Raw genomic sequence first — 25,141 nt, 5'->3', positions numbered from 1 at the left:
CCAATGCAGGTGGACCAGACCGGACCGCTGGGGGAAGAGAGCGAACCGCTCGGGGAAGCAGAACGGCCCGATCACATCGATCTGGCGGTGATCGGGCTCGGCTACGTCGGACTGCCGCTCGCGCGTGAGGCGGCGTCGGTCGGCCTGAGGGTCGTCGGCCTCGACCGCGATCCCCGGGTCGTGGAAGCCCTCAACACCGGGCACTCCCATGTCGACGACGTCCTGGACGAGGACCTCCTGCGGATGCGGGCGGCCGGGTTCGCCGCGTCCACGGACGCCGCCTGTCTGGCCCGCGCCCAGACCGTCGTCATCTGTGTGCCGACCCCGCTCGGCAAGGACGGCGGGCCCGACCTCGGCGCGGTCACCTCGGCCACGCGGACGGTGGCGGACCGGCTGCGGCCCGGACAGCTGGTGGTGCTGGAGTCGACCACCTATCCGGGAACCACCGAGGAGGTCGTACGACCGCTCCTGGAGGAGTCGGGGCTGCGGGTGGGCGTGGACTTCGCGCTGGCCTTCTCACCCGAGCGCATCGACCCCGGCAACACCGCGCACGGACTGCGCACCACGCCCAAGGTGGTCGGCGGCTGCACGCCGTCCTGCGCGGCGCGCGCCGTCGCCTTCTACGGCAAGCTCGTCGACACCGTCGTCCAGGCGAAGGGCACCCGCGAGGCCGAGATGGCCAAGCTGCTGGAGAACACCTACCGGCACGTGAACATCGCCCTGGTCAACGAACTGGCCGTCATCAGCCACGAGTTGCACGTCGACCTGTGGGACGCGATCCGCTGCGCCGGCACGAAGCCGTTCGGCTTCCAGGCGTTCAGGCCCAGTCCCGGCGTGGGCGGGCACTGCATCCCCATCGACCCCAACTACCTTTCGTACAAGGTGCGTTCCTCGCTCGGGTACGAGTTCCGGTTCGTCGAACTCGCCCAGGAGATCAACCGGCGGATGCCGGAGTACGTCGTACGCCGCGCCCAGGATCTCCTCAACACCGTGGGCCGGCCGCTGCACGGCTCCCGGGTACTGCTGCTCGGGGTCACCTACAAGCCGGACGTGGCCGACCAGCGGGAGTCGCCGGCGGTGCCGGTGGCGCGGCTGCTGCGGGAGCGGGAGGCCGAGATCTCCTTCCACGACCCGAGCGTGCGGCTGTGGTCCGTGGACGGGGTGAGCGTCCCGCGCGTCGACGACGTCATGGCGGCGGTGCGCGAGCACGACCTGACGATCCTGCTCCAGGACCACTCGGCCTACGACCTGCCGGCCCTCGGCGACGCGGCCCGGCTGCTGTTCGACACCCGGGGGCGGATCTTCCGGCCCGGGGTCGAGGTGCTGTAAGCGTTCGATCTCGGGCCACTTCGAAAGGTGCGCTGATGCGGATACTCGTCGTCACCGTCGTCCATCACCCCGAGGACGCGCGGATCCTGCACCGGGAGATCGCCGCCCTGCGCCAGCGCGGCCACCGGGTGGTGTACGCCGCGCCGTTCGCGGCACGGCAGGTGGCACCGCGGCCGTACGTCGAGGGTGTGGATCTGCCCCGGGCCGCCGGACGGGACCGCCGGGTGGCGCTCCGCGCGGCCCGCGCGCTGCTGGCCGAGCGCGGACCGACGGTGGACGTGGTGCTGCTGCACGATCCCGAGCTGCTGCTGGCGCTGCCCGGCACACTGCGCCGTTGGCGGCACGAGGGACGCGCTCCCGTCACCGTGTGGGACGTGCACGAGGACACCGCGGCGGCGCTGGTGATGAAGCGCTGGGTGCCCAGGCCCCTACGGCCACCGCTCCGACTGGCCGTGCGGGCGGCCGAGCGGCTGGCGGAGCGGCACCTGCGGCTGCTGCTCGCCGAGGACGCCTACCAGCACCGCTTCCACCGCCCGCATCCCGTGGTGGCCAACCTCGCGACGGTGCCGCCCGAGCCGCCCGAGCCGCCGGGCGAGGACCGGGTCGTCTACCTCGGGCACCTGTCGCGGGCGCGGGGCACGCTGGAACTCATCGAGACGGCACGGCTGCTGGCACCGGACGTACACGTCGAGGTCATCGGCGGGGCGGACCCCGATGTGCGAGGCGCGCTCACCGAGGCCGACCGGGACGGCGTACTGCGCTGGCACGGGTACCTGCCCAACGACCGCGCCCTCGATCTGCTCTCCGGCGCCCTGGCCGGCCTCTCCCTCCTGCACGACCAGCCCAACTACCGCCATTCACGGCCCACCAAGGTCGTGGAGTACATGGCCCACGGCGTCCCCGTCGTCACCACACCCACCCCGCTCGCGGCCGACCTGGTCGAGCGCTACGGCTGCGGTCTCGTCGTACCGTACGAGGATCCGGCCTCGGCGGCGGAGGCCGTACGGCGGCTGCGCGCCGACCCGGAGATGCGCAGCCGCGCGGCCACACGGGGCTGGGTGGCGGCGCTCTCCGACCTCAACTGGGCCGACCGGGCGACCGAGTTCGCGATGTGCCTGGAGGCCTGGGTGAAGGAGGCGGACGCGAACCCGGCGCCCGCTGTCGTCGCCCGATGACACAAGCGAAGCGAACGGTTTCACCGGTGCTTGCGCCGCACTTGCGCACCCTGACGGCTCCTGAGACGGGTCTTGGGCTGATGCCGCCTCCGCCGTTTGCCCGACCGGTTCACCGCGGGCTGCGCACGGGCCTGCGCCGGCGGGCCGGTCTGCTTGAGGCCGTCGATCGCTTCCTCGATCCCGAGCAACTCCTCCTCGGCCCGCCCGGGTTCCTCGGCGTCGAGCCGGGTGAACGCGTGCCTGGCCTGCTCGTGCGCGCGCAGGACCTTGCTCCGCGGGCGACCCCTGCCCCCGTAGGACTTGGCGAGGACCGCCTGCGCGTGCGCTCGGGCGAACCTCAGCTTCCACGCGCGTACGTCGATCTCGTCGTACAGCGACAGGGCCCGCCGGGCGGCGGACTCGGCCCGTCCGAAGCTCTGTCGCGTGACGGCCGTGACGCGGTTCGGCCGGTCCGTGCTGCCGAACTCGAGCAGGATCTCCGCTTGCAGACAGCTCGTCCACGCCTCGTGGATCCGGTTGGCCCACCTGTCCTCCTTGCGCATCCTCTCGTACTGGTCCAACGCCTCCTCGACGTGTTCCAGCGCCCGCTGCAGGTCCTCCTGCCGGCTCTCGCCCGACCGGGTCCGCGCCCTGCCCAGGTGCGCCTGCGCCAACCGGCCCAGCGCGAGGGCGTGTTGCGGCCGAACGGCCTCGCGGTACTCCCGCTCCAGTGCCTTGTAGTGCCCGTCCACGGCTTCCCTGTGCCGGGCGACGCAGGCGTCCCAGTTCTCCCGGGCGCCGTGCTGGACGCCCAGGACGGACAGGGCTTCGGCGATGTCCCGCTTCCACAGACCCGGTGACCCCTGGCGCAGCGCCTGGTACGTCTCGACGCTTTCGATGCCCTTGGCCACCGCCTGTTCGACGTGTCCGCTCGCGCCGAGTTGCCAGGCGAGGCCACGCAGCGCGAACGCCTTCATGCTCTGGATCTCGTCCGACTCGTACGCGTCGCCCTCACCCCCTCCCTCTCCCTCGCCCGGCTGCGGCAACTGCTCGATCAGGTCGCACGCCTCGTTCGCCGCCTGCAGCGCCTCGCGCTGGCGACCGACCCGGTGGGCCGCCGTGGCCCGGGTGCACAGGGCCTTCACCAGGCCGAAGGCGTGCCTGCGCGAGGGGGCGCGCTGATACAGCGCCTCCAGGCGCCGGATGGCGTCCCCGGCGCAGTGGTCGGCGTCCTCGAACCGCCCGACGTCCACGAGCCGGTCCGCCAGGTCCTTGAGGGCTTCGGCGAGATAGAACTCGTGCTCCTCGGACGGGCTGAGCTGTTGCAGCGCGTGGAACGTGTCGACCGCCTGCCCGGCGACCTCGTGCGCCCGGATGCGCAGCCCCGAACTGGCCAGGTACAGGGACCACCGTTGCAGGGCCTGGGCCAGTTCCCTGCGGTTGTCCTGCGTGGCGGGTGCGTCGGCGCGCCGGTGGAACTGCACCGCGTGTTCCGCGACGGCCGTGGCAAGCTCCAGCAACACGTCCGCGCAGGTGGCGTCGAACTCCCGCAGGACCTGGGCGGCGACCTCCTGCGCCGACTTCTCGTGCAGTGTGGAGTTCAGCGCGGCGGCCAGGGATGTGCCGATGGCGCTCGCGAACTGGTCCTGATCGGTGACGGCGACCTGCTTGACCAGCCTGACGACGGGGACGGCGTGGTCCCGCAGCGCCCGCTCCAGCGTCCCACGGGCCCGCTGTTGGACGGACGGGCCGTGTCTGGTCTCCCCGTCCGGTTCCGCCATGCTGTTCTCGGCCTCGCCCATGTCGCCGGACCGGGCGGCGTCGGAGCCGGCGGTGAGTTGCAGGACGTGGAGCACGTTGAGTATCTGGCGGGCCTGATCGGTCGGGTCGTCCGGCACTCCCGGTCCTCCGCCACCGACGTCGAGCAGTTTCGCCGCCAACTCCGGGAACGTCTCGATCACTTGGGCGCCGAGCCGCTCCGCGAGCCGAAGCGGCTGCAGCGAACGAAGGTAGCCATCGCCGGTGAACGCGGCGTGCTGCCAGCGGGCGAACGCGCGCGTGAGCCACTCCGGTTCGTCGGCCAGGTCGGGGACGAGCCGCAGCCGGCGCGCGGCCTCGGTCTCCCGTTCCCCGTCCGTCTCGCCGTCGGCCACCGCCAGGCTGCAGACGGCGACGATCCGCTCGAGCAGGACCGGGTCGTGCGGGAGTTCGTGTCTCTCGGCGGACGTCTGCCACCTCTGCCGCTCCACGTCGATGGCGTAGTCCAGCAGTGCGTCGGCGCGTGAGCGCGAGGGTCGTCCGGCCGTCGGCGAGGGCACTTTGCCGATGCTGGTACGCGCGTCCACCAGGGCCTGGATCAGGATGAGCAGGTAGCTGCCGAAGTCGGGCCCTTCGAGGCGGGGCACGCCCGGTTCGTCCTGCGGTTCGCCGTCCTGCACGGCCTCGTCGCCGGGCATGGAGGCGGCCTGTGCCGGGGCGTCCGTCGTGTCGCTCTGCGCGTACCAGCCCCGGAAGGCGGTGACCGCCGCGCGGTAGACGTCCTCGCGGTCGGCTTCGCGCAGCGGCGCAAGCGGCGGCGGCTCCTCCGCGTCGACCAGTGATTCGTACCGCCGTCTGATCGCCTGCCACCACAGTCCGCCACGCTGGGCGACGGCCAGGACGCGCAGCGCGTCGTGGCTGTGGTGCTCGGCCGCCTCGGCCAGGAGTACGTCCAGCTGACCCGCCTGGGCATCGGCGTCGTCGACGACGAGAAGCCGTTTCTCCTTCAGGGCGCAGACGCTGGAGAACGCCACGTGCAGCGGGTCGACGACACCGGCGACCCAGCCCCGCTTTGCCATCGTGCGGCACAGCTCACGGGCGAGACGGGACTTGCCGACGGTGCCGCCCCCGGTGAGCAGGCGAATGCGCTGTCCGTCACCGCGTTCGCACCAGTCGACCAGCTCGTGCAGCTGCTCGGTGCGGCCCCGGAAGGGCACGACGCCGTGGCGGGACTCCAGGAGGTCGGCCTCGGACCACTGATCACGCAGGGGCAGCGGGCTGTACGGGGGCGTCAGACTCTCGCCGCCCGCCCAGACGGGATCCAGCGCGACCCGCGCGGTGGCCGCCGCGCCCCTCGTCGCCAGAAGGCACGCGTTCGCCTCGTCGAGGCCGTCGTCGCCGAAGACCGCACCGACCGGCACCGCCGTCAGCCGTCCCTCGATCGTGGCGCGGTCCTCGGTGATCACACCCACCAGGTGATCCCCGCTGAACAGAGCCGCACCCGACAGACCGCTCCACAGCGACGACCCCTGGACGGCCGGTGAAGCTCCCGTCCGGACCTGGAAGTTCAGCCGCCGTACCTCGCGCCTCGACCCCGTGAGCGGCAGGACGGTGCCCCGAACGTCCTCCACGTTCACCCACCGCCTCGCTCCGGCCTCGGTCACCCCGGACCTCGGGAAGCCCAGCGCCTGCGCCGGAACGGCGTCGTCACCGACGAGCCGCCCCAACCGCACCTCGTCGCCCCGGCCGCCCTGTCCCGTACGGAACGGGTCGTCCACGGTGGATGCCAGGAGCGCGCAATCGAGTTCCGCGCCTGTGTTGACCGCGACCAGGAAGGTCTGCCGATCGTCCGGGAGTTCATAACTCCCCTCACGGCGAGAGTATTTGCGGACCGTGACCGCGGATCCCTTCGAGCCGACGCAGTGACCGGCCGTGAGAACGAGATCCGGCGTCAGCAGGTATCCCGAGCCTCGTTTTCCCTCCGCGGAAAGCGACACCAATCGCTCGGCGTCCAGCCCGGTCATTGCGCGTCTTCTCCCGCATCGGCGATGCGCATGTCGCGTGGCAGATTCAGATTCAGCTTGATCCGGTGCGTCGTGGCATGGCCGCGCGAGTACTCGCCGCCGGCCTGGACCACATAGAACTGCACACCAGCCCGGCCCGAGGTGTTCCGCACGATCTGGACCGTGGCCTCGACCTCGACATCGCTGATCCCGAAGCGCAGCTTCTCCGCCACTGCGCGCTGCTGGGCAACTTCGAGTTCGGAGCGCAGTGCGGCGATCATGTCCGCGAGCCCCAACCCATCGGCCTGGTCCGCCTGCTGCCTGTCTGCCATCGCGGTACTCCCTCACGCAGGAGTTCCCCACCCGAATCCGGGCTTCCGCCGGGAGACGCCTCTCCCAGCAATTCTTCGGGAATCCCCGGGCGAAGCAACTCGATCACCTGCGGAAAGCGGTCCACGGCAGGAGGGGCAGGTGACGGTGCGTCAATCAGCCGCTCACCCCCGGTTGGCACCCTTCGGAATCCCGTAAGCCCGTTCCACTTTCAACCGCAGCACCAGTCGGCCGTCCCGGACCATCGCGGCCCGGAAGTCCTCCCAGTCGGGGTGCTCGCCCAGGACGTCCCGGTACAGACGGACGAGCTCGTCGACCGTGGCGTCGTACGGATCCTTCGCGACCGGCGAGAGCTCCGCCGTGCCCTCGGCGACGACGTACGCCCACCGGTCGGGGGACGTGACGTGGTACGACGCCCTGGGGTCCCGGCGCAGGTTGCGGGTCTTGGCGCGGTCGTCCGTGATCGAGACGCGGATGATCCGCTCGTCGGGGTAGTAGGCGTGGCCGACGTTCGACAGCTGCGGCCGGCCGTCGCGCTTGAGGGTGACCAGCACCCCGCCGTGGCCCTCTGAGAGCAGCGCGAGCAGTGCGTTCTGGGTGGAGTCCTCAGTCATGTCTAAATCAACCCTGCCGGGCGGTCCGCACATTCCCCCGCACATTCCCCCGCGGCATTCCCTCGTAGACACTGTCTACTCGATCATGGTAGACAGTGTCTATGCAGGAATCCGATTCCGATACGGGACTGCGGGCCCGACTCGTCGACGCAGGCGTGGATCTCGTGACCCGGGAAGGCGCCCAGGCGCTCACCCTGCGGGAGATCGCCCGCCGGGCCGGCGTCTCGCACGGCGCGCCACGCCGCTACTTCCCCACCCACCTGGAACTGCTGTCGGCCATCGCACACCGCGGCTTCGACGAGCTGGCGCGACGAGCGACGGCGACTGCGACGGCTGCGATTGCGGTCGGCGACGGTACGGCGAGCCCCCGGGCGGAGCTGGCCGCGCTGGGGCGCGTCTACCTGGAGTTCGCGCTGGACAACCCCGGCATGTACGAGCTGATGTTCCGTCACGATCTGCTGGAAAGCGGCCACTTGGGGCTGCGCGACACCAGCCTCCCCCTCTTCGACCGCCTGGTGGACCTGGTCGCCCAGGTACGCCCCGACGCCGACGCCCGGCTCGTCGCGGGCGCGTTGTGGGCCAGCCTGCACGGCATCGCCCAGCTCTGGGGCTGGGGCAGCCTCCAACTCGCCACGGGCGCCCACGACTTCGTACGGCTGCTGCACTCGACCCTGGACGCACACCTCGGGCCGGTGACCGAATGAACCCGCGCCTCACCCTCGCGAGCAGCGTCGCCGGCGCCGTGATCGTCGCGCTCGACGGCACCGTCCTGACCCTCGCCCAGCCCACCCTGCAACGCGACCTGGGTGCCTCCTTCGCTCAGGTCCAGTGGACCAGCACCGGTTATCTCATCGCGGTGGCAAGCCTGTTGGTGTTCGCCGGACGGCTCGGCGACCGGTACGGGCACCATCGCGTCTTCGGCATCGGCATGCTCGGCTTCGGGGCCGCGTCGGCCGGTATCGCTCTGGCACCCGGCGTCGGCTGGGTCGTCGGGCTGCGGGTCGTGCAGGGCGTGTTCGGGGCGCTGTCGCAGCCGGCCACGCTCGGGATGCTGCGGGCCGCGTACCCGCCCGACCGGCTGCGGACGCCGATCGCCGTACGGACCGCCGCGATCGGAGTGGCGGCCGCCGCCGGGCCGGTGGTGGGCGGTGCGCTGGTGGCAGGGCCGGGCTGGCGAGCCGTGTTCCTGCTGAACGTCGTGCCCGCCCTCGTCTTCGGCGTGCTCGCACTCGCGGTGCGGCCCGCGCGCACCATCTCCCCCGCGCGGCTCGACGTGCCCGGCGCCCTCCTGCTCGCGGTGACCCTGGCCTGCCTGGTCCACGCCCTCGTCGCGCTGCCGGGGTGGGGCTGGACCGCCGCGGCCGCCACGGTCACCGGCGCCGCCTTCGTCCGGCACGAGCGCCGTACCGCGAGCCCTCTCCTGCCGCCCGACGTCATCGGCTCGGCGGCGGTCGCCTCGGCGCTCGGCATGCTGGTGGCCGCGTCGGCGGCACTGTCGGGCGCGCTGTTCGTCGGCACGTTCCTGTTGCAGGGCACGCTCGGTCTGGACCCGATGCGCAGCGCCCTGGTCAGCCTGCCGCTGGCCCTGCTGATGGTGCTCGCGGCACCCTCGTGCGCGGTGCTGCTGCGCCGGGCCGGGGCCCGGCGTACGACCGTGGCGGCGATGACGGTCCTCGCGGTCGGGATCCTCGTCCTCTCCCGGGCGTCGGCCACGCCTGCCCTCTGCGTCGCGTTCGCCCTGGTGGGGGCCGGGTTCGGCACCGTGATGGTGGCGGCGACCCACGTCGTCGTACGCGAGGCCGCCGTCGAGTCGGCCGGGGTGGCGGGCGGACTGCAGCAGACCGCGATGAACCTCGGGCCGGTGCTGGGCGTGGCCGCCGCGACCGCCCTCATGGGGTCGGGCGGTGGCCCTGAGCTGCCACTGAGTGTCCTCGCCGGGGTCGTCCTGGCCGGTGCGGCGCTGGGCCGAAAGCTGCCGGGACGACCGGGGCCGGCAATCGACGATCATGGGCAATCGAAGGACCGTACACGTGTTCCTGGGCGACGATGAGATCTGAGGCCGTTCCGGCTGGGTATGCCGGAGCGCACCTCGTCGTACGTATTCGGAGGAGAGCGATGGCACTGCTGACACAAGAGGTCGACCCTGGCGAGGTCGGGCTGGACGCGAAGGCGCTGGACCGCCTCGACCAGCACTTCGCCCACTACGTCGACGAGGGGCGGATACCCGGCTACCTGGTGTCCGTCGCCCGCGGTGGACGCGTCGCCCACCTCGCCACGCACGGCCACCGGGACCTGGCGGCCGGGCTGCCCGTCGAGTCCGACACGCTGTGGCGGATCTACTCCATGACCAAGCCGGTCACCTCGGTCGCCGCGCTGCTGCTGGTGGAGGAGGGCAAGCTGTCGCTCGACGACCCGGTCGAGCGCCATCTGCCCGCCTTCGCCGAGCCTCGGGTGTACGTCAGCGGATCCGGCGCCGACACCGTGACCCGCCCGGCCGACGGCCCGATACGCATCCGGCACCTGATGACCCACACCGCCGGACTGACCTTCGCCTTCTACCGCACGCATCCCGTCGACGCCCTCTACCGCGACGCCAACCTGGACTCCGCGGTGCTGCCCGGCTCGAACCTGGCCGAGACGGTCGACGTGTACGCGAGCCTGCCGCTGCAGTTCGAGCCGGGGACGCAGTGGAACTACTCGGTGGCCACGAACGTCCTGGGCCGGGTCATCGAGGTCGTGTCCGGGCAGGCGCTCGACGAGTTCTTCGCCGAGCGGATCTTCCGGCCGCTCGGGATGACCGACGCCGGGTTCTGCGTGCGCGACGAACAGGCGGGCAGGCTCTCGGAGTTGTACGGGGAGAGCGACGACGGCGGCATCGAGCCGATCCCCGGCCTCCCGCTGCACGGCCGCCCCCGCTTCCTGTCCGGCAGCGGCGGCATGGCGGCATCCGCGCACGACATCCACCGCTTCATGGAGCTGCTGCGCCGCCGCGGCGAACTCGACGGCACCCGCCTGCTGGCCCCCGAGACCGTGGACCTGATGACCTCCAACCACCTCCCGGGCGGCGCCGACCTGCGCGCCTTCGGCAGCCGCCCCGCCCACGACGAGCCCGGCAACGACGGCATGGGTTTCGGTCTCGGCGTCTCGGTGGTGATCGACCCGACGCGGACGAAGGCCCCGACCGTCCTCGGCGCCTACGGCTGGAGCGGGGTGGCGACCACCACCTTCTGGGTCGACCCGCGCCACGACCTGACGGTGCAGTTCATGACGCAGGTACGGCCGAGGTCCTCGCACACGCTGTTCCAGGACCTCAAGCGGCTCGTGAACGAGGCCGTCACCGGAGACTGAGCCCCTACTGGTCCACCCGAAGGGCGAACTCCACTCCCTCCAGGGCGAGTTCGCGCAGCCACTCCTCCGAGCGGGCCGCCGTCTCGGCGGCGCGGTTCAGGCCCGCCGGCAGGGAGCCGTCCAGGATGTGGCGCACGCCCAGGGCGAGGGGCCGGGAGACACAGCGGGCCATCGCGCTCTCCTCCGCGTCCCCCACCAGGTCGAGGAGGTAACTGCCGGACCACGTCCGCCCGTCCCCGCCGCGCACGTCCAGCGACACGGCGAGGACGACGCGGTCGCGGTCGGCCTCCGTGGTGGGGTACTTGGCCGCCAACTCCCCCGCCAGAGCGGCGATCCGGGCATCGTCGCCGGTCTTCAGCTCCTCGAAGACGGCGTCCCAGGCACGCAGCCAGCCCTCCAGGCGCAGGGTGCCGCGCACGAAGGTCTGTGGCTTCCACGTGTGCGGCAGCCCGTACTGCTCGACGAACGGAACGCTGTCGCGGTTCGGGTAGACCTCGAACTCCTCCCCGTCCACCACATGCCGCCGCGTCACCTCCCACGGCCGCTCGACGACCGTCTCGGCCCCGTCCCGCACATAACGCGCCGGTGAGCGCAGGGCGTTGAGCACCCCGGCAGGCGCCCAGCTGAAGCGGTACCTGAAGTCGTTCGGAACCGCGGGGACACCGCCGCAGTACGACGTCAGGCTGTACGAGGCGGCAGTTTCGTCGCCCACGGCCTCCCGGGCGCGGCCGACGAGGCAGTGGGCGAAGAGGTGGTCGATGCCCGGGTCGAGGCCGGCCTCGGTGAGGACGACGAGCCCGGCCGCGGCGGCCGCGGGCACCTGCTCCACCACCGCGTCCGACACATAGCTGGAGCAGGCGAAGTGCGCCTGCCGATGGATACAGGCCGCCAGGATCCCGGCGTGCTCCGGCGCGGGCAGCATCGACACGACGACGTCCCCCGGCGCCAGTTCGGCCGTGAGCGCCGCGAGCGTGTAGCCGCGGGGCTCGGCGCGTCCGGCGAGTCCCATCCGGCCCAGGGCGTCCGCCGCACGGCTCTCGGTGCGGTGCCACAGCCGTACGCGGTCGGCGGTGTCGCAGAGCCGGGCCAGACCGCTGCCCGTGGACAGTCCGGCGCCGACCCAGTGGACGGTGCCGCTCGCCAGAACGCGTGCGGAGGCGTCAGACATGGCGGAACTCCCCTTCTGCGATGCCGAGTTCACGGCAGGCCTGGTGGAACCGGTCCAGACAGCGCCCCCACGGCCCACCCGTGGCGAACTCCAGCAGCTGGAGCACCAGCGCCGACGAGAAGTCGGTGCTGGACTCCCGGGGCAGCAGGGAGGGCAGGTTGTCGATGGCGATGAGGTCGAGCGCAGGCTCCTTGCGCAGGCGGCGCACGGGCTCGGTCCACTCGGTGGTGCGGTCGTAGACGGGCAGGACGTTCAAGGGTGAGCCGACGTCGACGGTGACGTCGCAGAGAGTGCGCAGCCGGCGGGCGGGGTCGTCGAGGTCCTGCTCGCGCAGGAAGGGCGGGACGGGGCTGGTGGCGAGGACGGCGTTCACCATCACTTCGTGCGCCAGCAGGGCGTCGCGGTCCAGGTCGCGGGTCTCGGCGAGGTCCCAGGGCGTCGCCTCGATGCCGGCGGTCAGGAACGCGAGGCACGCGCCGCGGCCGCTGCGGCCCAGGGCGCCGATCACGAGCGCCGTGAACTCCTCGTCGTCGGGGGCCGGTTGGAGGGCCGCGTCGAGTTCCTCCTTCGACGTGGGGGCCAACGGAGCGACGAGCCTGCCCCGGTGCTGGAGGACGGCCAGGGCGGCACCGAGATAGCCGGCCCAGAAGCCGAAGGCGGCGAGGCGGCGGCCCTGGTCGTCCACCAGGTACTCCAGGTCGAGCAGGGCCCCGCCGCCGGCGGCGAACCGGCGGAGCAGGTCCTCGGCGCCGGGCTGCTGCTTGTAGGCGTGGCCGAAGAAGATGTGCCGGTGCGTCAGTTCGGCGGGTCCGTCGGGGAGTTCCTTCAGCCCGATGACAACGGCGTCCGCCGGGGCCGACACCCAGGAGCCCGAGGGCGCGACGCGGCAGCCGGCCGCCGCGTACTCCTCGATGGGGAAGATCCGCTGCGGGGACTCCTCGACGGTCAGCGTCACTCCGCTCTCGACGAGCCGCCGGGCGTCGGACGGCACGATCGGGGTGCGTCGCTCGGTGGAACGGACCTCGTGGCGCAGCCACAGGTGGAGATCGGTCATACGCGGTTGGCCTCCGGGCGCGGGGCGTTGGCCGCGAACCGGCCGGCGCTCAAGGGGCTGACGTCCACGAAGGGTACGCGGCCGAGGTACAGGTCGCGGACGACCTCGCCGACGGCCGGCCCCTGCAGAAATCCGTGGCCGGAGAAGCCGGTCGCGTACAGGAAGCGGGACACGGAAGTCGCCTCGCCGATCAGCGCGTTGTGGTCCGGGGTGACCTCGTACAGGCCCGCCCATCCGCCCGTGCGGCGCAGGTCGAGCAGGGTGGGGGCGCGGTGTTCCATGGCCGCGGCCAGGCGGGGGATCCAGCGGTCGTGGGTGTCGGTGGCGAAGCCGGGCCGCTCGTCGGGGTCGGACATGCCGAGCAGGAGGCCGGGGCCTTCGCCGTGGAAGTAGAGGCTGGTGCTGAAGTCGATGGTCATGGGCAGGTTCGGCGGCAGTCCGGCGACGGGTTCGGTGACCGCGATCTGGCGGCGCAGCGGCACCACCGGCAGGTCCACGCCGGCCATCGCCCCGACCGCCCGCGACCAGGGGCCGGCCGCGCAGATCACCGTGCCGGTGGCGATCCGGCCGATGGCCGTCGTCACGGCGGTGATGCGGTCGCCGTGCAGTTCGATGCCGGTGACGTCGTTGTGACGTAAGATCCGCGCCCCGTACTGGCGAGCGGCGGACGCGTAGCCGTGGACGACGGATTCGGGGGTGCAGTGGCCGTCGTCCGGCGAGAACGCGGCCGCCAGCAGTCCGTCGGTGGTGATCAGCGGGGACAGCCGCTGCGCCTCGGCGGGGTCCATCATCCGGCTCGGCACCCCGAGGGAGTTCTGCAGCCGGACGCTCGCTTCGAAGCCGGCGACCTCCTCGGGTGTCGAGAGCAGGAAGAGATAGCCCACCCGGTGCAGTCCGATGTCGTGCCCGGTCTCCTCCTCGAACCGGCCGAACGCCTCCAGACTGCGAGCCCCGAGCTGGATGTTCAGCTCGTCGGAGAACTGCGCCCGCACCCCGCCGGCCGCCTTCGAGGTGGAGCCGGAGGCCAGCTCGTCCCGCTCGACGAGGACGACGTCCCGTACCCCGGCGCGGGCGAGGTGGTAGGCGATGCTGGTGCCCATCACGCCGCCTCCGATGACGACGACGCTCGCGGTCGTGTTCACGGCCGCACCTCCTTCGCCGCCCCGGTCATGGCTCCGGTCCTCGCGTGCGTTGTCACAGGCCCACCTTCCTGGCTGCCTCGATTACGGCGCCGGACCCGACCGGGCTCGAACGAACCACTGAGCGTGCGGGCCGCGACCGGCGACGCCCCTGTCACGGCGAGCCGCTCGGCGGCGCGGGAACGATTCCGCGCGGTCGGGCTCCACAGCCGTACGGCCGCCAAGGGGCGCGGGGGCTGTGTCGATCTGCGGCTCCGCCGCCCCAGTCGCGGCACACCCGGCGGAGCGCTTCGCTGCGAGGCGATCGCCGCGTCGAAGCCGAGCAGGCGCGTCACCTGGTCTCCGGAGAGGAAGAGGACGTCGTCGGTCATTCCCTCTTCCTGTCCGGACGGGCCCGGCCGCAATCAGGACAGGTGCGCGACCGCGTCCAGATGGGGCAGGTGGTGGTCGAGGCGCTCCCGCTTGGTGCGCAGGTAGGTGATGTTGTTCTCGCACGGCGGGATCAGCAGCGGGACCTGCTCGGCCACCTGGATGCCGTGCCGCAGCAACGCCTCGCGCTTGCGCGGGTTGTTCGACATCAGGCGGACGCTGCCCACCCCCAGGTCGTGCAGGATCTCGGCGGCGACCCCGTAGTCGCGGGCGTCCACCGGCAGGCCGAGCGCGAGGTTGGCCTCGACGGTGTCCAGGCCCTCCGCCTGCAGGGCCATCGCCCGCAGCTTGCCGAGCAGACCGATGCCGCGGCCCTCGTGGCCCCGCAAGTAGACGACTATGCCGCTTCCTTCGGCGACCACGGCACGCAGCGCGGAGGCGAGCTGGTCGCCGCACTCGCAGTGCTGGGAGCCGAACGCGTCGCCGGTCAGGCACTCGGAGTGCAGCCGGGTCAGGACGTCGTCCGTGCCGATCTCGCCGTAGACGAGGGCCACTTGTTCGTCACCGCGGTCGTGGTCCAGGTAACCGATCGCGCGGAATTCCCCGTACACGGTGGGCAGGGGGGCATTCACCACGCGTTCCACGCCGGAACGCTGCGTACGCTGTGCGGACTTCTTGCCGAGCACACCAATTTTTTCTGTCATGATTCTTCAGTTCCTAAGCAGAGACGAAAGGCCGGGAAAAGATGAGTGGTTCGGAAACACACCCGGTGGCACACTCGTTGGTGCCGGCGGACACCACCGAAGACGTACGGACGCGAGGCGCGGGCGTGTCACGACAGGTCGCGGTCCTGCCCGTCGGAAGCTTCGAGCAGCACGGTCCGTTCCTTCCGCTGGCCACCGACACGCTCGTGGCCTGCGCGGTCGCGCGCGAGATAGCCGCCACGCACCCGGTGCACCTCCTTCCGCCGGTGACGATCTCCTGCTCGCACGAGCACGCGGCCTGGCCGGGGACCGTCAGCATCTCCTCAGTGACCCTTCATGCGGTGATACGGGACATAGCGGCTTCGCTCCGCCGATCGGGCGTGGACGCCCTGGTGCTGGTCAACGGGCACGGCGGAAACTACGTACTGGGCAATGTCGTTCAGGAGTCCTCCGCGCGCGGCGAGCGGATGGCGTTGTTCCCGGCCGCGGAGGACTGGGAGGCGGCGCGGGAGCGGGCGGGGGTGGAGACCTCGCTGCTCACCGACATGCACGCGGGGGAAATTGAGACCTCCATCCTTCTGCACACTCATCCCGAATTGATCCGTCCCGGTTATGAGACTTCCGATTTCGTGGCGGACGACCGCCGTCACCTACTGACCCTCGGTATGTCCGCCTATACCGATTCGGGTGTCATAGGCCGTCCTTCGCTGGGTTCCGCGGAAAAGGGGAAGCGGCTGCTGGCGAGCCTCGCGGATTCCTTCGGCACGTATGTGTCACTGCTGACCTCCGCGGACGATTCCGTACGGGACACGGGAGACGCAAGGGCATAGCGGCCGGGTTCCGGTGCCGCCTCGGTGACGGCGGCCCCGGAACCCGCACGCAGGCCGCAGTACCAGCGGGCGACCAGTACGAGGGCGCCGGGCAGGGCGGCCACGAAGCTGAGGACGCCGTACACGACGGCGACGGCCAGGCCGCTTTCGGCGCCCAGCCCCGCCGCGGCGAACGCCCAGGCGGTGACGCCTTCCCGGGGGCCGAAGCCGCCGATGTTCAGGGGCAGTCCCATGGCGAGCAGGGCCAGGACGGCGAGCGGCAGCAGGACGGCCACGGAGGCGGCGGAACCGGCGACCCGGGCGGCGACCACGAACATCGCGAGGTGGCCGGCGAGGACCACGACGGAGGAGACGGCGACACCGGGCCCGTTGCGGCGGGACAGCAGGGCTTCCCGTGCCTCGCCGAGCGTGCTGCGCAGCGCCGTCGGGTTCGACCGGTCCCGGCGCGAGGGCGCGCGGTTCATGCGTACGGCGGCCACCACGGCGAGCGCGCCCACCGCGGCGAACAGCAGGACGGGCGTGAGGTCCCGGGCCTCGTTCAGCACCGGCGACGGCATGGTCAGCAGGACGACGGCGCCGACGCCGGCGAGGACGACCTGACCGGCCGTCCGCTCGAGGACGACCGTGCGGACGCCGCGCCCCATGTCACCGGCGCTCTGCCCGTGCCGCACCGCCCGGTGCACATCGCCGAGGACGCCGCCGGGGAGCGCCGCGTTGAGGAACAGGGCGCGGTAGTAGTCGGCGACGGCCGGCCCGAGCGGCAGCCGGATCCGCAGCCCTCGGGCCACCAGCTGCCAACGCCACGCACTGAACACGGTGGTGACGAGCCCGATCCCGACCGCCACGACCACTGCCGCCGCGTCGATCCGCCGCAGCCCGTCGAGGAAGACGCCGGTGCCGAGCCGCCAGAACAGCACCGCGAGGATGACGACGCCGACCGCCGTACCGAGGTGGGTGCGCAAGGCGGGGGTGTTGAGGCGGGACAGGAGAGCGCGCGGGGACGTACGGGGGCGCGCTGCGCTCGGGGTCGGCGTTTGCGAGCGGGGCTCGGTGACGACGACGCCGATGCGGGAGGGCGCGACGGCTTCGAGGGCGGGAGTGAGGGCGGCTGTGGGGGGTACCGAGGGCCTGGTGGCGAGTCGGGCGGCAGAGGGCACCTCGGGGAGGACGGCGACCGTCTCCACGCTCATGACGCTCCGCCCGTCGGCCGGCACAGCGCCAGCAGGTCGCTGTGGTGGACCACGACGTGCAGTTCGCCCGCCTCACAGGCGGCGAGACGGTCCCGCAGGTAGCGGTCGGCGCGCTCGCGGAGTTCGGGGCGTTGCTCGACCGCCGCGCCGACCCAGCCGCGCAGCCACTGGGCCGTGAGCGCCGACTCGGCGGGGCCGAGCCGCCAGGGGCTCGGGTGCACCTGGACGGTCGCGCCGTGCTCGGCGAAGGCCTCGGCCGCCGCCGTGATCGCGTCCGGGCCCAGCATTCCCGAGCGCCGCTGGTGGGTGTTGAACGCCTCGGCGATCTCCGTGTCGAGCGGGTCGGACGGGGTGAGTTCGACGCGGCCGGCGACGGAGAGCGTCAGCAGCGCCGGGCAGCCCGCGCCCGCACACGCCGCGGCGAGGGTGGCGACCTCCTCGCGCGTGAGGACGTCGAGCAGTGCGGAGGCGGTCACCAGCGAGGCGCCGGCGAGGGCGTCCGGGGTGAGACGGCCGATGTCGCCGCGGCGCGTCTCGACCGTGACGCGGCTGCCGTCGGCGGAGGAGCGCGGGGAGGCCACGGCGGGGAAGTGCAGGAGGTAGGGGTCGCGGTCGTGCAGGACCCAGTGCTGGGGGCCGTCGAGGTGGGGCGCGAGCCAGCGGCCCATGGACCCGGTGCCGCAGCCCACGTCGTGGATGACCAGCCCGGTCCGTCCCGGCAGGTTGGCCAGCCGGATCCGCAGCGGATCGAGCAGGTCGTGCGCCCGCGCGGAGGCATCGGCGCTCTCGCGCAGCTCCAGCCATTCAGGCGCATAGCGGGGCGGGTCGTCAGGACCGGCGTCCCGCAGCCGTACGGTGGCCCGCTCACCGGGACGGAAGCTGGGCCCGGCCCCGAGGATCACGGCGTCCGCGTCAGCCGCCGCCGGTACGGACACACCGCTCATGCCATCCTCCGCCGAAACGATCCCGCTCTGCGGCCCGGACTCCCCGCCCTCGGGCCCGCGGCGCGTCGGTTCCGTCGCGTCGCGTGGTCCCGGCTGTGCCGGAATCGTCCCCCCGCTCCGTGTCGTTGCCGTCTTCCTCATGCCGCCCTCCGGGGTTCGTTCGGCAGTCGGCCCAGTACCGCGGCCAGGCTGCGGGCCGTGCCGGCCCAGCCGTTCAGGGCGGCCCGGCGTCCCCGGGCCGCCGCCTTCAGTCGGCGTCGTACGTCCGCCTCGCCGAACCAGCCGCGCAGTTCGGCGGCGATCGCGGCGGGGTTCTCCGGCGGGACGAGGATGCCGGGGACGCCGCCGTCGGGCGCCCGGCCGACCGCCTCCGGGAGGCCGCCGACGTCCGTGGCCAGCACGGGGACACCGCGGGCGAGCGCTTCCGTCACCGCCATGCCGTACGTCTCGGCGTAGGAGGTGAGCACCATGAGGTCGGCGGCGTTGTAGCTGGCGTCGAGTTCGGCGCCGGACTGCGGGCCCGCCAGGATCAGCCGGTCGTCCAGGCCGTGCTTCGCTATCAGGGACCGCAACTCGGCCACGTACTCGGGATCCTGGTTCAGCCCGCCCACGCACACACAGCTCCACGGCAGGTCGGTCACCGCCGCGAGCGCCTCCACCAGCCGGTGCTGTCCCTTGCGCGGCGTCACGGCGGCCACGCACAGCAGCCGCGACACGCCGTCCGTGCCGGACGCGAGGGGCGCGATGTCGGCGCCGGGGGCGGCGACATGGACCCGCTCGGGGGCGAGGCCGTGGTGGGCGACGAGACGGCGGACCGCCCAGTCGCTGGTGGCGATGACCGCGGGGACGGCCCGCAGCACGGTGCGTTCCCGGGCGTCCAGCTCCGCGGCGACGGCGGGGTCGAGCCCCGTCTCGTCACCGAGCGGCAGGTGGACGAGGACCGCGAGGCCCAGCCGCTCCGCCTCCGGGACGATGATCTCGGGCACGCCGCAGGCGACCAGCCCGTCGAGGAGGACGACCGTGCCGTCCGGGAACTCCCGCAGCGTACGGGCGAGTTCCGCACGGGCCGCCGCCCCGGGGCTGGGCCAGCTCCCGTCCACCGGGTGCTTGTGGACCTGCCAGCCGAAGCCGGGCAGGTCCAGACTCACGCGCCGGTCGTAGGCGTTGCCGCCGCTCGGCGCGGTCGGGTCGTCGACGCCGCCCGGCATGACGAAGTGCACGGAGCGCAGGGACATGGGGATGATCTCGGCGTTCTTCAGGACGGGATGCTGCACGGGCACATAGCCGAGCGTGCCCTGCTCCGCCTTCTCCAGATCGGTCTTCTGCAGACCAGACTTGTCCAGACCCGCCTTGTCCAGACCCACCTTGTCCAGAGCCGCCTTCTGCAGGCCCGTCTTCTGCAGAGCCGTCTTCTCCAGGGTCACGTCGGTCACAGCGCACGCTCATAACTCGCCCACGCGACATGCGACTCGTGCAGGGTGACGGTGAGCCCCGCGAGACCCTTGGCGCCCTCGCCCAGCGCGCCCTTCTCGATCCGCTCGGCGAGCCGGTCGGCGATGACCTTGGCCAGGAACTCGGTGGAGGTGTTGATCCCGGCGAAGTCGGGTTCGTTGTCCAGGTTCCTGTAGTTGAGTTCGCCGACCACGGCCCCCAGTTCCCGCGTGGCCAGTCCGATGTCGACGACGATGTTGTCGTCGTCCAGCTGCTCGCGCCGGAACGTGGCGTCCACCAGGAACGTTGCTCCATGCAGGCGCTGCGCGGGTCCGAAGACGTCGCCGCGGAAGCTGTGGGCGATCATGATGTGATCGCGGACGGTGATGCTGAACAACGGACGACCCTCCAGGTGCGGTACGCCTAGTCCCCGGCTCGTCGCTGCCGGGGATGCCGTGTAGTACGGCTCTTGGCTTCCCCTTGTTCAGCCGTCTCTCACTCTTTTCTCAGGTCAGGCGCTCTTGTCGTCCCGGATTGAACGAGTCCGTCAGGGCGTGTCCGCGTACCTGACGCGATGACAGAGCGCCGGGATCTCCCCGGAGGTGAGCTTCGGCATGACTGCGGGCAGATCCTCGAAGGCGCTCTCCCCGGTGACGAGCGCGTCGAGAGCCGGGTCGGCGAGCAGGTCGAGGGCGAGGGCGAGCCGGTCGGCGTAGGTACGGCTGGCGCGGCGGGCCGGGGAGACGGTGCCGACCTGGCTGCTGCGGATGACGAGCCGCCGGGAGTGGAAGGCCTCGCCGAGCGGGAGGCTGATCTGCCGGTCGCCGTACCAGCTGAGTTCGAGGACCGTGCCCTCGGCGGTGAGCAACTCCAGGGCCCTGGCGAGTCCCTGCTCGGTCGCGCTGGCGTGGACGACGAGGTCGCACTCGCCGAGCGCGTCCTCGGGCGAGGCGAATCCGACGCCGAGGGCCCCCGCGACCTCGGCCCGGCCCGGATCGGCGTCGACCAACTGCAGCCGTACGCCGGGGAAGCGGGCCAGCAGGGCGGCGACCGAGCACCCGACCATGCCGCCGCCGACCACGGCGATCCGGTCGCCGACCAGGGGGGCCGCGTCCCAGAGCGCGTTGACGGCGGTCTCGACGGTGCCGGCGAGGACGGCCCGTGCGGCGGGCACGGTGTCCGGTACGACGGTCACCGCGCTCGCGGGGACGACGTACCGGGTCTGATGCGGATGGAGGCAGAAGACGGTGCGGCCGACGAGCGTGTCCGGACCCTCCTCGACCATCCCGACACTCAGGTAGCCATACTTCACCGGGGCGGGGAACTCGCCCTCCTGGAAGGGTGCTCGCATGGCCGCGTACTGACTCTCCGGGACCGCGCCCCGGAACACGAGCGTCTCCGTGCCCCGGCTGACTCCGGAGTACAGCGACCGCACCAGCACGTCGCCCTCGCCCGGCTCCGGCAGGGTGACCTCCCTCAGCTCTCCTTCACCCGGAGAGCTGAGCCAGAACGCACGTGCGGTGCGGTTCATCGGGATCCTCCTGAACGATCGGGAAGCTGCTCACGTACCGAGGTGTGCACAGGTCGCGCACAGTACGCGGCCTTGATCGACTCTGTCACCTGGCCGGAGGAATGTGCGGTGGCCCTGAACAACACGTACGAAGCAAGGCTGGTCCAGCAGGAGACCGCTGTGGGAGCGGGCGTGCAGATCCTGTTGCTGGCTCTGCTCGGTTCGGCGATCGGCATGGGGCCGGCGGGCTGGCTGACCGGCCTCGTCTTCGCCGTCGCCTCATGGGCGCTGCTCTCGCTGGCCCTGCACCGGTCCAGGCTCCGCTCCTTCGGCCCGGCGAACCGGGTCACCCTCGGCCGCGCGACGCTGGTCGGCGGCGTGACGGCGCTGGTTGCGGACTCCTTCGAGAGCTCACCGCCGGTGACGTTGTTCGTCGGACTGACGGCGGTCGCCCTGATCCTCGACGGCGTGGACGGCAAGGTGGCCCGCCGCACCGGCACGTCGACGGCCCTGGGCGCGCGCTTCGACATGGAGGTGGACGCGTTCCTGATCCTCGTCCTGAGCGTGTACGTCTCCATGTCGCTGGGCCCGTGGGTCATTCTCATCGGCGCCATGCGCTACGGCTTCGTCGCCGCCGCCCGCGTCTGGCCCTGGCTGAACGCCCCGCTCCCGCCGAGCACGGCCCGCAAGACGGTCGCCGCGATGCAGGGCGTGTTCCTGCTGCTGGCCGCGTCCGGCTATCTCCCGTACGCGGCGACGTTCGCGGTCGCGGCAGTGGCCCTGGCCGCGCTGGTCTGGTCGTTCGGCCGGGACGTGCTGTGGCTGTACCGGACGTCGCGGGTGGAGCAGGTTCCCGTGGCGGAGGTGCGGGAGCTGGTGGCGTCCTGAGAGGTGAGCCGTCGGGCGGCAGGCGGCGGTTGCGGTGGGATGCCTGCGGCGGCCCGTTCCTGTCCGGCGGGGGTTCGCGTGGCGCGGTGGGCACGGTGGTGGGTCGGGGCCGTGCGCCGCTCATCCACCCGCAGGGCCTGGCCTCAGGGCGCTGACGGCCATGCCCCGACGCTTTCAGCCCGTCCGGCGTTTGAGGACGAGGCCGTTCAGGCCGATGGGGGTCCAGGGGGCGAAGCCCCCTGGCGGGGTGGAAGGGGCGGCGCCCCTTCAGGATGGGACGGGTAGGGGCGGCGGGGGCGAGGAACTCGCCGTCCGCACGATCCCCACCTGAACGTCCACGCCGTGGACCCTACCGGCGTGGCAGCACCCCGATCGCCGCTACCGGTACGGCCGCCAGCACCAGCCAGGGCACGGCGGCCGGCAAGCCCGTGTCGAGGAGAGTTCCCGTCGCCGAGCTGCCGACCAGGACGATCAGGCCGGAGACCGAGGACAACGCCCCGGTGTAGAGACCGAGTCGGCCCTCCTCGGCGAGGTCGGGGACCCAGGCGCGGGCGACCGGCGCGACCAGCATCTGGCCGAGGGTGAGCAGGACGACGAAGCCGGCCGCGGGCAACAGCCCTGCCGTGCCGGTCCAGCCGGCGGGCCGGGCCGCGGCCACGACCGCGAACCCCGCCGCGATCAGCAGCAGTCCGGCGACCATGGACCGGCGCAGGGTGAGCCGCTCCCCCACCCAGCGGGTGACCGGCAGCTGGGCGATCACCACCAGCAGCGAGGACAGGGCGAACAGCCAGGCCAGCGCCGCCTGGGAGCCCGTGGCGCGCTCCACCTCGTCGGGGAGGGCGAGATAGAGCTGGTTGTAGGCGAGCAGGTAGGCGCCGTACGCGCAGCACAGGGCGAGGAAGCGACGGTTGCGCAGCAGCTTCCCCATACCGCCGCGGAACCGCACGCCCCCTCGCCCGGGTATGTGCTGCGGCAGCAGCCACGCATGCCCGGCGAGGACGAGTACGAAGATTCCGGCACCGGCGAGGCAGACCGTACGGAAGTCCACCGCCAGCAACAGCGCGCCCAGCAGCGGCCCGACGAACGCGCCCGCCTGCCCGGCCACGGTGAGCAGCGCGAGGACGCGGGTACGGGAGCCGGCCCCCGATTCCTCCCACAGCACCGCCTGCCGGGCCACCTCGGACTCCACGGCCGGCGAGAACAGCGCGGCGGCGAACCCGATCAGCAGCACGGCACCGATGACCGCCCACGTCTCCTGCGCGTACCCGAGCCACGCGAACCCGGCGATCCGCAGCACGCAGCCCGTGAGCACGACCGGCCGGATGCCGTACCGGTCGGCCAGCGCCCCGCCCACCACGAACAGCCCCTGCTGACTGAAGGTCCGCAGTCCCAGCACGAACCCGACCAGCCAGCCCGCCATGCCGACGGCCTGCCCCAGGTGCTCGGCGAGGAAGGGCAGGACGGCGAAGAAGCCGATGTTGAAGGCGAGTTGGGTGAGGATGAGCAGGCGCAGCAGAGGCGAGAGGCGGGGCCGGTCCGGCACCCTGCGCAGGCCGCGCGACAGCAGCGAGGTCATCCGGTCTTCACCAACTCCTGAGTGGCTGACTGCTGTTCGGGCAAGGGCACGACGGGCTCGGCCCTCCGGCGTCGCCCCCGCCCCCGCCCGCGCCGTAGGCCACCGGCCGCCGTCACGGCCAGCGCGCCCAGGAGGGCGAGTACGGCGGCGGGGGCGAGGACCGCCCAGGGGGCGCGCTCGGCGTAGGGCTGGTTCTCGGCGAGGAGCAGGCCCCACTCCGGCGAGGGCGGCTGGGCGCCCAGGCCGAGGAAGGCCAGCGAGGCGAGCGCGAGGGCGATGCCGGGCAGGCGGAGCAGGGTATGGCGGGTGACGGGCGGGACGATGGCGGGCAGCAGCTCGTGGCGCAGCAGATACCAGCGGCCGGCGCCCAGGGCGCGGGTGGCGGTCAGGTGGAGTGCGGCGCGTTCCTGCCGGAGCAGCGCGGAGGTGTGGGCGGCGAGCGGCGCCCAGGCGACGACGCCCACGGCGAGCGCGGGCGTGGCGGTGCCGCTGCCGACGACCGCGGTGACGAGCAGGGCGACGAGCACCGGCGGCAGCGCGGTGACGGTGTCGACGAGCGGGCCGGTCAGCCGGGGCAGCAGGCCGAGTGCCAGCCCTGTGAGCAGGGTGGCGGCGGTGATCGCGAGGGCCAGGAGCAGGGTGTCGAGGGCGCCGTGGGCGACGCGGGCGAGGACGTCCCTGCCGAGCGCGTCGGTGCCGAACGGGTGTGACCGGGAGGGGGCCGTGAGTCGCTCGGTGGTGTCGAGGGCCAGCGGGTCGCGGGGCAGGCCGAGGGCGATGACGCCGACGAGCAGGCCACCGTAGGCGAACGGCAGGATCGTGCGGGCGGGCGGCGGCGACGGCCGGTGCAGGGACGGCAGTGCGCCGTCGCGCAGGGCCGGTCCGATCAGCAGGCGGCCGAGGAGGTGGGCCAGTGCCGCGGCGGCCGCGGCGAGCAGGACGAGGGCGAGCGTGCCGGCCTGGAGGACGGGCAGGTCCTGGGCGAGGGCGGCCTGCAGGGTGGTGCGGCCCAGGCCGGGGATGTCGAAGATCTGCTCGACGGTGACCGATCCGCCGGTCAGTCCTACGACGAACAGGCCGGTGTTGGGCAGCAGTCCGGGCAGGCAGCGGCGCAGGGCCTGGCGGGCGACCGCGCGGCCGGGCAGTCCGCGTGCGGTGGCGGCCAGTGCCCAGGGCTCGGCGAAGGCGCCGGGCAGCAGGTCGTCGAGGAGTCGGCGAGTACGGCCCCGGCGGGCAGGCCCAGGGCGAGGGCGGGCAGCACCGTCCACTGGGGGCCGTACCAGCCGAGCGCCGGCAGCCAGCCGAGCTGCACGCCGACGACCGTGGCGAGCACGGACGCGGTGAGGAACTCGGGCAGCGCGGCGAGGACGGCGGAGCCGCTGCCTCCCGGGCCCCGCCCGTCGAGCCGCCGGTGGGCGCCGAGCCACAGGGTGCGGGCGCAGATCAGCGCGGCGGTGACGACGGTGACCGCGAGGGCCACCGCCATCAGCAGCAGGGACACGCCCAGGGCCTGGAGCACGGCGGGCGTGACCTCGCTGCCGGAGATCCACGACCGGCCGGCGTCCCCGCGCCGCAGCCCGCCCAGCCAGTCACCGAGGAGGTGGAACGGGCCCTTCTCCAGGCCGAGTTGAGCGCGGATGTCCGCCAGCACCTCGGGGGTGGGGTCGCGGTCCGCCGACCGGGCCTTGAGCACGGTCAGCGCCGGATCCGTCTGCGAGAGCCAGGGCAGTACGCCGATGGCGCACACCAGGGCGGCCGCGATCCCCGCACGCCACAGGAGCGTGACTGCCTGGCGCCGCACG

General features: G+C 72.6%; 20 protein-coding genes and 2 pseudogenes. 7 read left to right on the top strand and 15 right to left on the bottom strand.

Annotation, left to right across the window (positions count from 1 at the left end; all coding sequences use genetic code 11):
• Positions 1 to 3: 3 nt before the first annotated feature.
• Both AB5J49_RS40525 and AB5J49_RS40520 read left to right on the top strand, forming a co-directional pair.
• Positions 4 to 1,329, top strand: a complete 1,326-nt coding sequence (locus tag AB5J49_RS40525) for a nucleotide sugar dehydrogenase (protein WP_369173871.1) — start codon at positions 4 to 6, stop codon at positions 1,327 to 1,329.
• Between the two features lie 35 nt (positions 1,330 to 1,364).
• Positions 1,365 to 2,504 (top strand): glycosyltransferase, encoded by a 1,140-nt coding sequence (locus AB5J49_RS40520; protein WP_369173870.1) that lies wholly within the window; start codon positions 1,365 to 1,367, stop codon positions 2,502 to 2,504.
• Between the two features lie 20 nt (positions 2,505 to 2,524).
• Here AB5J49_RS40520 and AB5J49_RS40515 read toward each other — a convergent pair whose 3' ends face one another.
• The 3 genes from AB5J49_RS40515 to AB5J49_RS40505 all read right to left on the bottom strand — a co-directional run bounded on the left by AB5J49_RS40515 (position 2,525) and on the right by AB5J49_RS40505 (position 7,188).
• Positions 2,525 to 6,265: a trypsin-like serine protease gene (locus AB5J49_RS40515; protein ID WP_369173869.1), complete on the bottom strand. Its 3,741-nt coding sequence runs from the start codon at positions 6,263 to 6,265 to the stop codon at positions 2,525 to 2,527.
• The gene (locus tag AB5J49_RS40510) at positions 6,262 to 6,576 is read right to left on the bottom strand and encodes a trypco2 family protein (RefSeq protein ID WP_369173868.1); all 315 of its coding nucleotides are present in this window, start codon (positions 6,574 to 6,576) and stop codon (positions 6,262 to 6,264) included. The genes AB5J49_RS40515 and AB5J49_RS40510 overlap by 4 nt, the downstream gene beginning before the upstream one ends.
• A 162-nt stretch (positions 6,577 to 6,738) precedes the next feature.
• Entirely contained in the window at positions 6,739 to 7,188 is a 450-nt protein-coding gene (locus AB5J49_RS40505; protein WP_369173867.1) for a PPOX class F420-dependent oxidoreductase, read from the bottom strand.
• A gap of 101 nt (positions 7,189 to 7,289) precedes the next feature.
• Here AB5J49_RS40505 and AB5J49_RS40500 point away from each other — a divergent pair, with 101 nt between their 5' ends.
• The 3 genes from AB5J49_RS40500 to AB5J49_RS40490 all read left to right on the top strand — a co-directional run bounded on the left by AB5J49_RS40500 (position 7,290) and on the right by AB5J49_RS40490 (position 10,536).
• Complete coding sequence (locus AB5J49_RS40500) at positions 7,290 to 7,892, top strand: TetR/AcrR family transcriptional regulator (protein ID WP_369173866.1); 603 nt, start codon at positions 7,290 to 7,292, stop codon at positions 7,890 to 7,892.
• Positions 7,889 to 9,238, top strand: a complete 1,350-nt coding sequence (locus AB5J49_RS40495; RefSeq protein WP_369173865.1) for an MFS transporter — start codon at positions 7,889 to 7,891, stop codon at positions 9,236 to 9,238. The genes AB5J49_RS40500 and AB5J49_RS40495 overlap by 4 nt, the downstream gene beginning before the upstream one ends.
• Before the next feature lie 65 nt (positions 9,239 to 9,303).
• A complete protein-coding gene (locus AB5J49_RS40490) occupies positions 9,304 to 10,536 on the top strand; it encodes a serine hydrolase domain-containing protein (protein WP_369173864.1) in 1,233 nt (410 codons plus the stop codon).
• A gap of 4 nt (positions 10,537 to 10,540) precedes the next feature.
• Here AB5J49_RS40490 and AB5J49_RS40485 read toward each other — a convergent pair whose 3' ends face one another.
• The 5 genes from AB5J49_RS40485 to ribA are packed head-to-tail and all read right to left on the bottom strand — an operon-like array spanning position 10,541 to position 14,970.
• The gene (locus tag AB5J49_RS40485; RefSeq protein ID WP_369173863.1) at positions 10,541 to 11,704 is read right to left on the bottom strand and encodes a saccharopine dehydrogenase family protein; all 1,164 of its coding nucleotides are present in this window, start codon (positions 11,702 to 11,704) and stop codon (positions 10,541 to 10,543) included.
• Positions 11,697 to 12,758 (bottom strand): saccharopine dehydrogenase, encoded by a 1,062-nt coding sequence (locus AB5J49_RS40480; RefSeq protein ID WP_369173862.1) that lies wholly within the window; start codon positions 12,756 to 12,758, stop codon positions 11,697 to 11,699. Before AB5J49_RS40480 ends, AB5J49_RS40485 begins: the two co-directional genes overlap by 8 nt.
• Positions 12,755 to 13,900 (bottom strand): NAD(P)/FAD-dependent oxidoreductase, encoded by a 1,146-nt coding sequence (locus tag AB5J49_RS40475; protein ID WP_369173861.1) that lies wholly within the window; start codon positions 13,898 to 13,900, stop codon positions 12,755 to 12,757. The genes AB5J49_RS40480 and AB5J49_RS40475 overlap by 4 nt, the downstream gene beginning before the upstream one ends.
• On the bottom strand, positions 13,897 to 14,268 hold the full coding sequence (locus AB5J49_RS40470; protein WP_369173860.1) for a hypothetical protein: 372 nt from the start codon (positions 14,266 to 14,268) through the stop codon (positions 13,897 to 13,899). Before AB5J49_RS40470 ends, AB5J49_RS40475 begins: the two co-directional genes overlap by 4 nt.
• Positions 14,269 to 14,301: 33 nt before the next feature.
• The gene (gene ribA, locus AB5J49_RS40465) at positions 14,302 to 14,970 is read right to left on the bottom strand and encodes a GTP cyclohydrolase II (protein WP_369173859.1); all 669 of its coding nucleotides are present in this window, start codon (positions 14,968 to 14,970) and stop codon (positions 14,302 to 14,304) included.
• 41 nt (positions 14,971 to 15,011) lie between these two features.
• Here ribA and AB5J49_RS40460 point away from each other — a divergent pair, with 41 nt between their 5' ends.
• Positions 15,012 to 15,800: a creatininase family protein gene (locus tag AB5J49_RS40460; protein ID WP_369173858.1), complete on the top strand. Its 789-nt coding sequence runs from the start codon at positions 15,012 to 15,014 to the stop codon at positions 15,798 to 15,800.
• Positions 15,801 to 15,946: 146 nt separating this feature from the next.
• Here AB5J49_RS40460 and AB5J49_RS40455 read toward each other — a convergent pair.
• The 5 genes and pseudogenes from AB5J49_RS40455 to AB5J49_RS40435 form a co-directional block, all read right to left on the bottom strand.
• Positions 15,947 to 16,990: pseudogene (locus tag AB5J49_RS40455) on the bottom strand (lysylphosphatidylglycerol synthase transmembrane domain-containing protein); the annotation flags it as partial.
• Positions 16,987 to 18,075, bottom strand: a complete 1,089-nt coding sequence (locus tag AB5J49_RS40450; protein ID WP_369173857.1) for a class I SAM-dependent methyltransferase — start codon at positions 18,073 to 18,075, stop codon at positions 16,987 to 16,989. The gene AB5J49_RS40450 and the pseudogene AB5J49_RS40455, both read right to left, overlap by 4 nt.
• A complete protein-coding gene (locus AB5J49_RS40445; protein WP_369175420.1) occupies positions 18,072 to 19,277 on the bottom strand; it encodes a glycosyltransferase family 4 protein in 1,206 nt (401 codons plus the stop codon). The genes AB5J49_RS40450 and AB5J49_RS40445 overlap by 4 nt, the downstream gene beginning before the upstream one ends.
• Before the next feature lie 86 nt (positions 19,278 to 19,363).
• A complete protein-coding gene (locus tag AB5J49_RS40440; protein ID WP_093747920.1) occupies positions 19,364 to 19,762 on the bottom strand; it encodes a 6-carboxytetrahydropterin synthase in 399 nt (132 codons plus the stop codon).
• 150 nt (positions 19,763 to 19,912) lie between these two features.
• The gene (locus AB5J49_RS40435; protein WP_369173856.1) at positions 19,913 to 20,896 is read right to left on the bottom strand and encodes a dehydrogenase; all 984 of its coding nucleotides are present in this window, start codon (positions 20,894 to 20,896) and stop codon (positions 19,913 to 19,915) included.
• A 108-nt stretch (positions 20,897 to 21,004) separates the two neighbouring features.
• Between AB5J49_RS40435 and AB5J49_RS40430 the strand changes: the two genes are divergently transcribed.
• Complete coding sequence (locus tag AB5J49_RS40430; RefSeq protein WP_369175419.1) at positions 21,005 to 21,763, top strand: CDP-alcohol phosphatidyltransferase family protein; 759 nt, start codon at positions 21,005 to 21,007, stop codon at positions 21,761 to 21,763.
• Positions 21,764 to 22,112: 349 nt separating this feature from the next.
• Here AB5J49_RS40430 and AB5J49_RS40425 read toward each other — a convergent pair whose 3' ends face one another.
• Positions 22,113 to 23,339: an MDR family MFS transporter gene (locus tag AB5J49_RS40425; RefSeq protein WP_369173855.1), complete on the bottom strand. Its 1,227-nt coding sequence runs from the start codon at positions 23,337 to 23,339 to the stop codon at positions 22,113 to 22,115.
• Positions 23,336 to 25,140 (bottom strand): annotated as a pseudogene (locus tag AB5J49_RS40420) (ABC transporter permease subunit). Before AB5J49_RS40420 ends, AB5J49_RS40425 begins: the two are co-directional and overlap by 4 nt.
• Position 25,141: the final 1 nt, after the last annotated feature.

The organism is Streptomyces sp. R28 (assembly GCF_041052385.1).
Taxonomy (GTDB): domain Bacteria; phylum Actinomycetota; class Actinomycetes; order Streptomycetales; family Streptomycetaceae; genus Streptomyces.
This window is presented reverse-complemented; position numbering and strand designations above follow the sequence as displayed.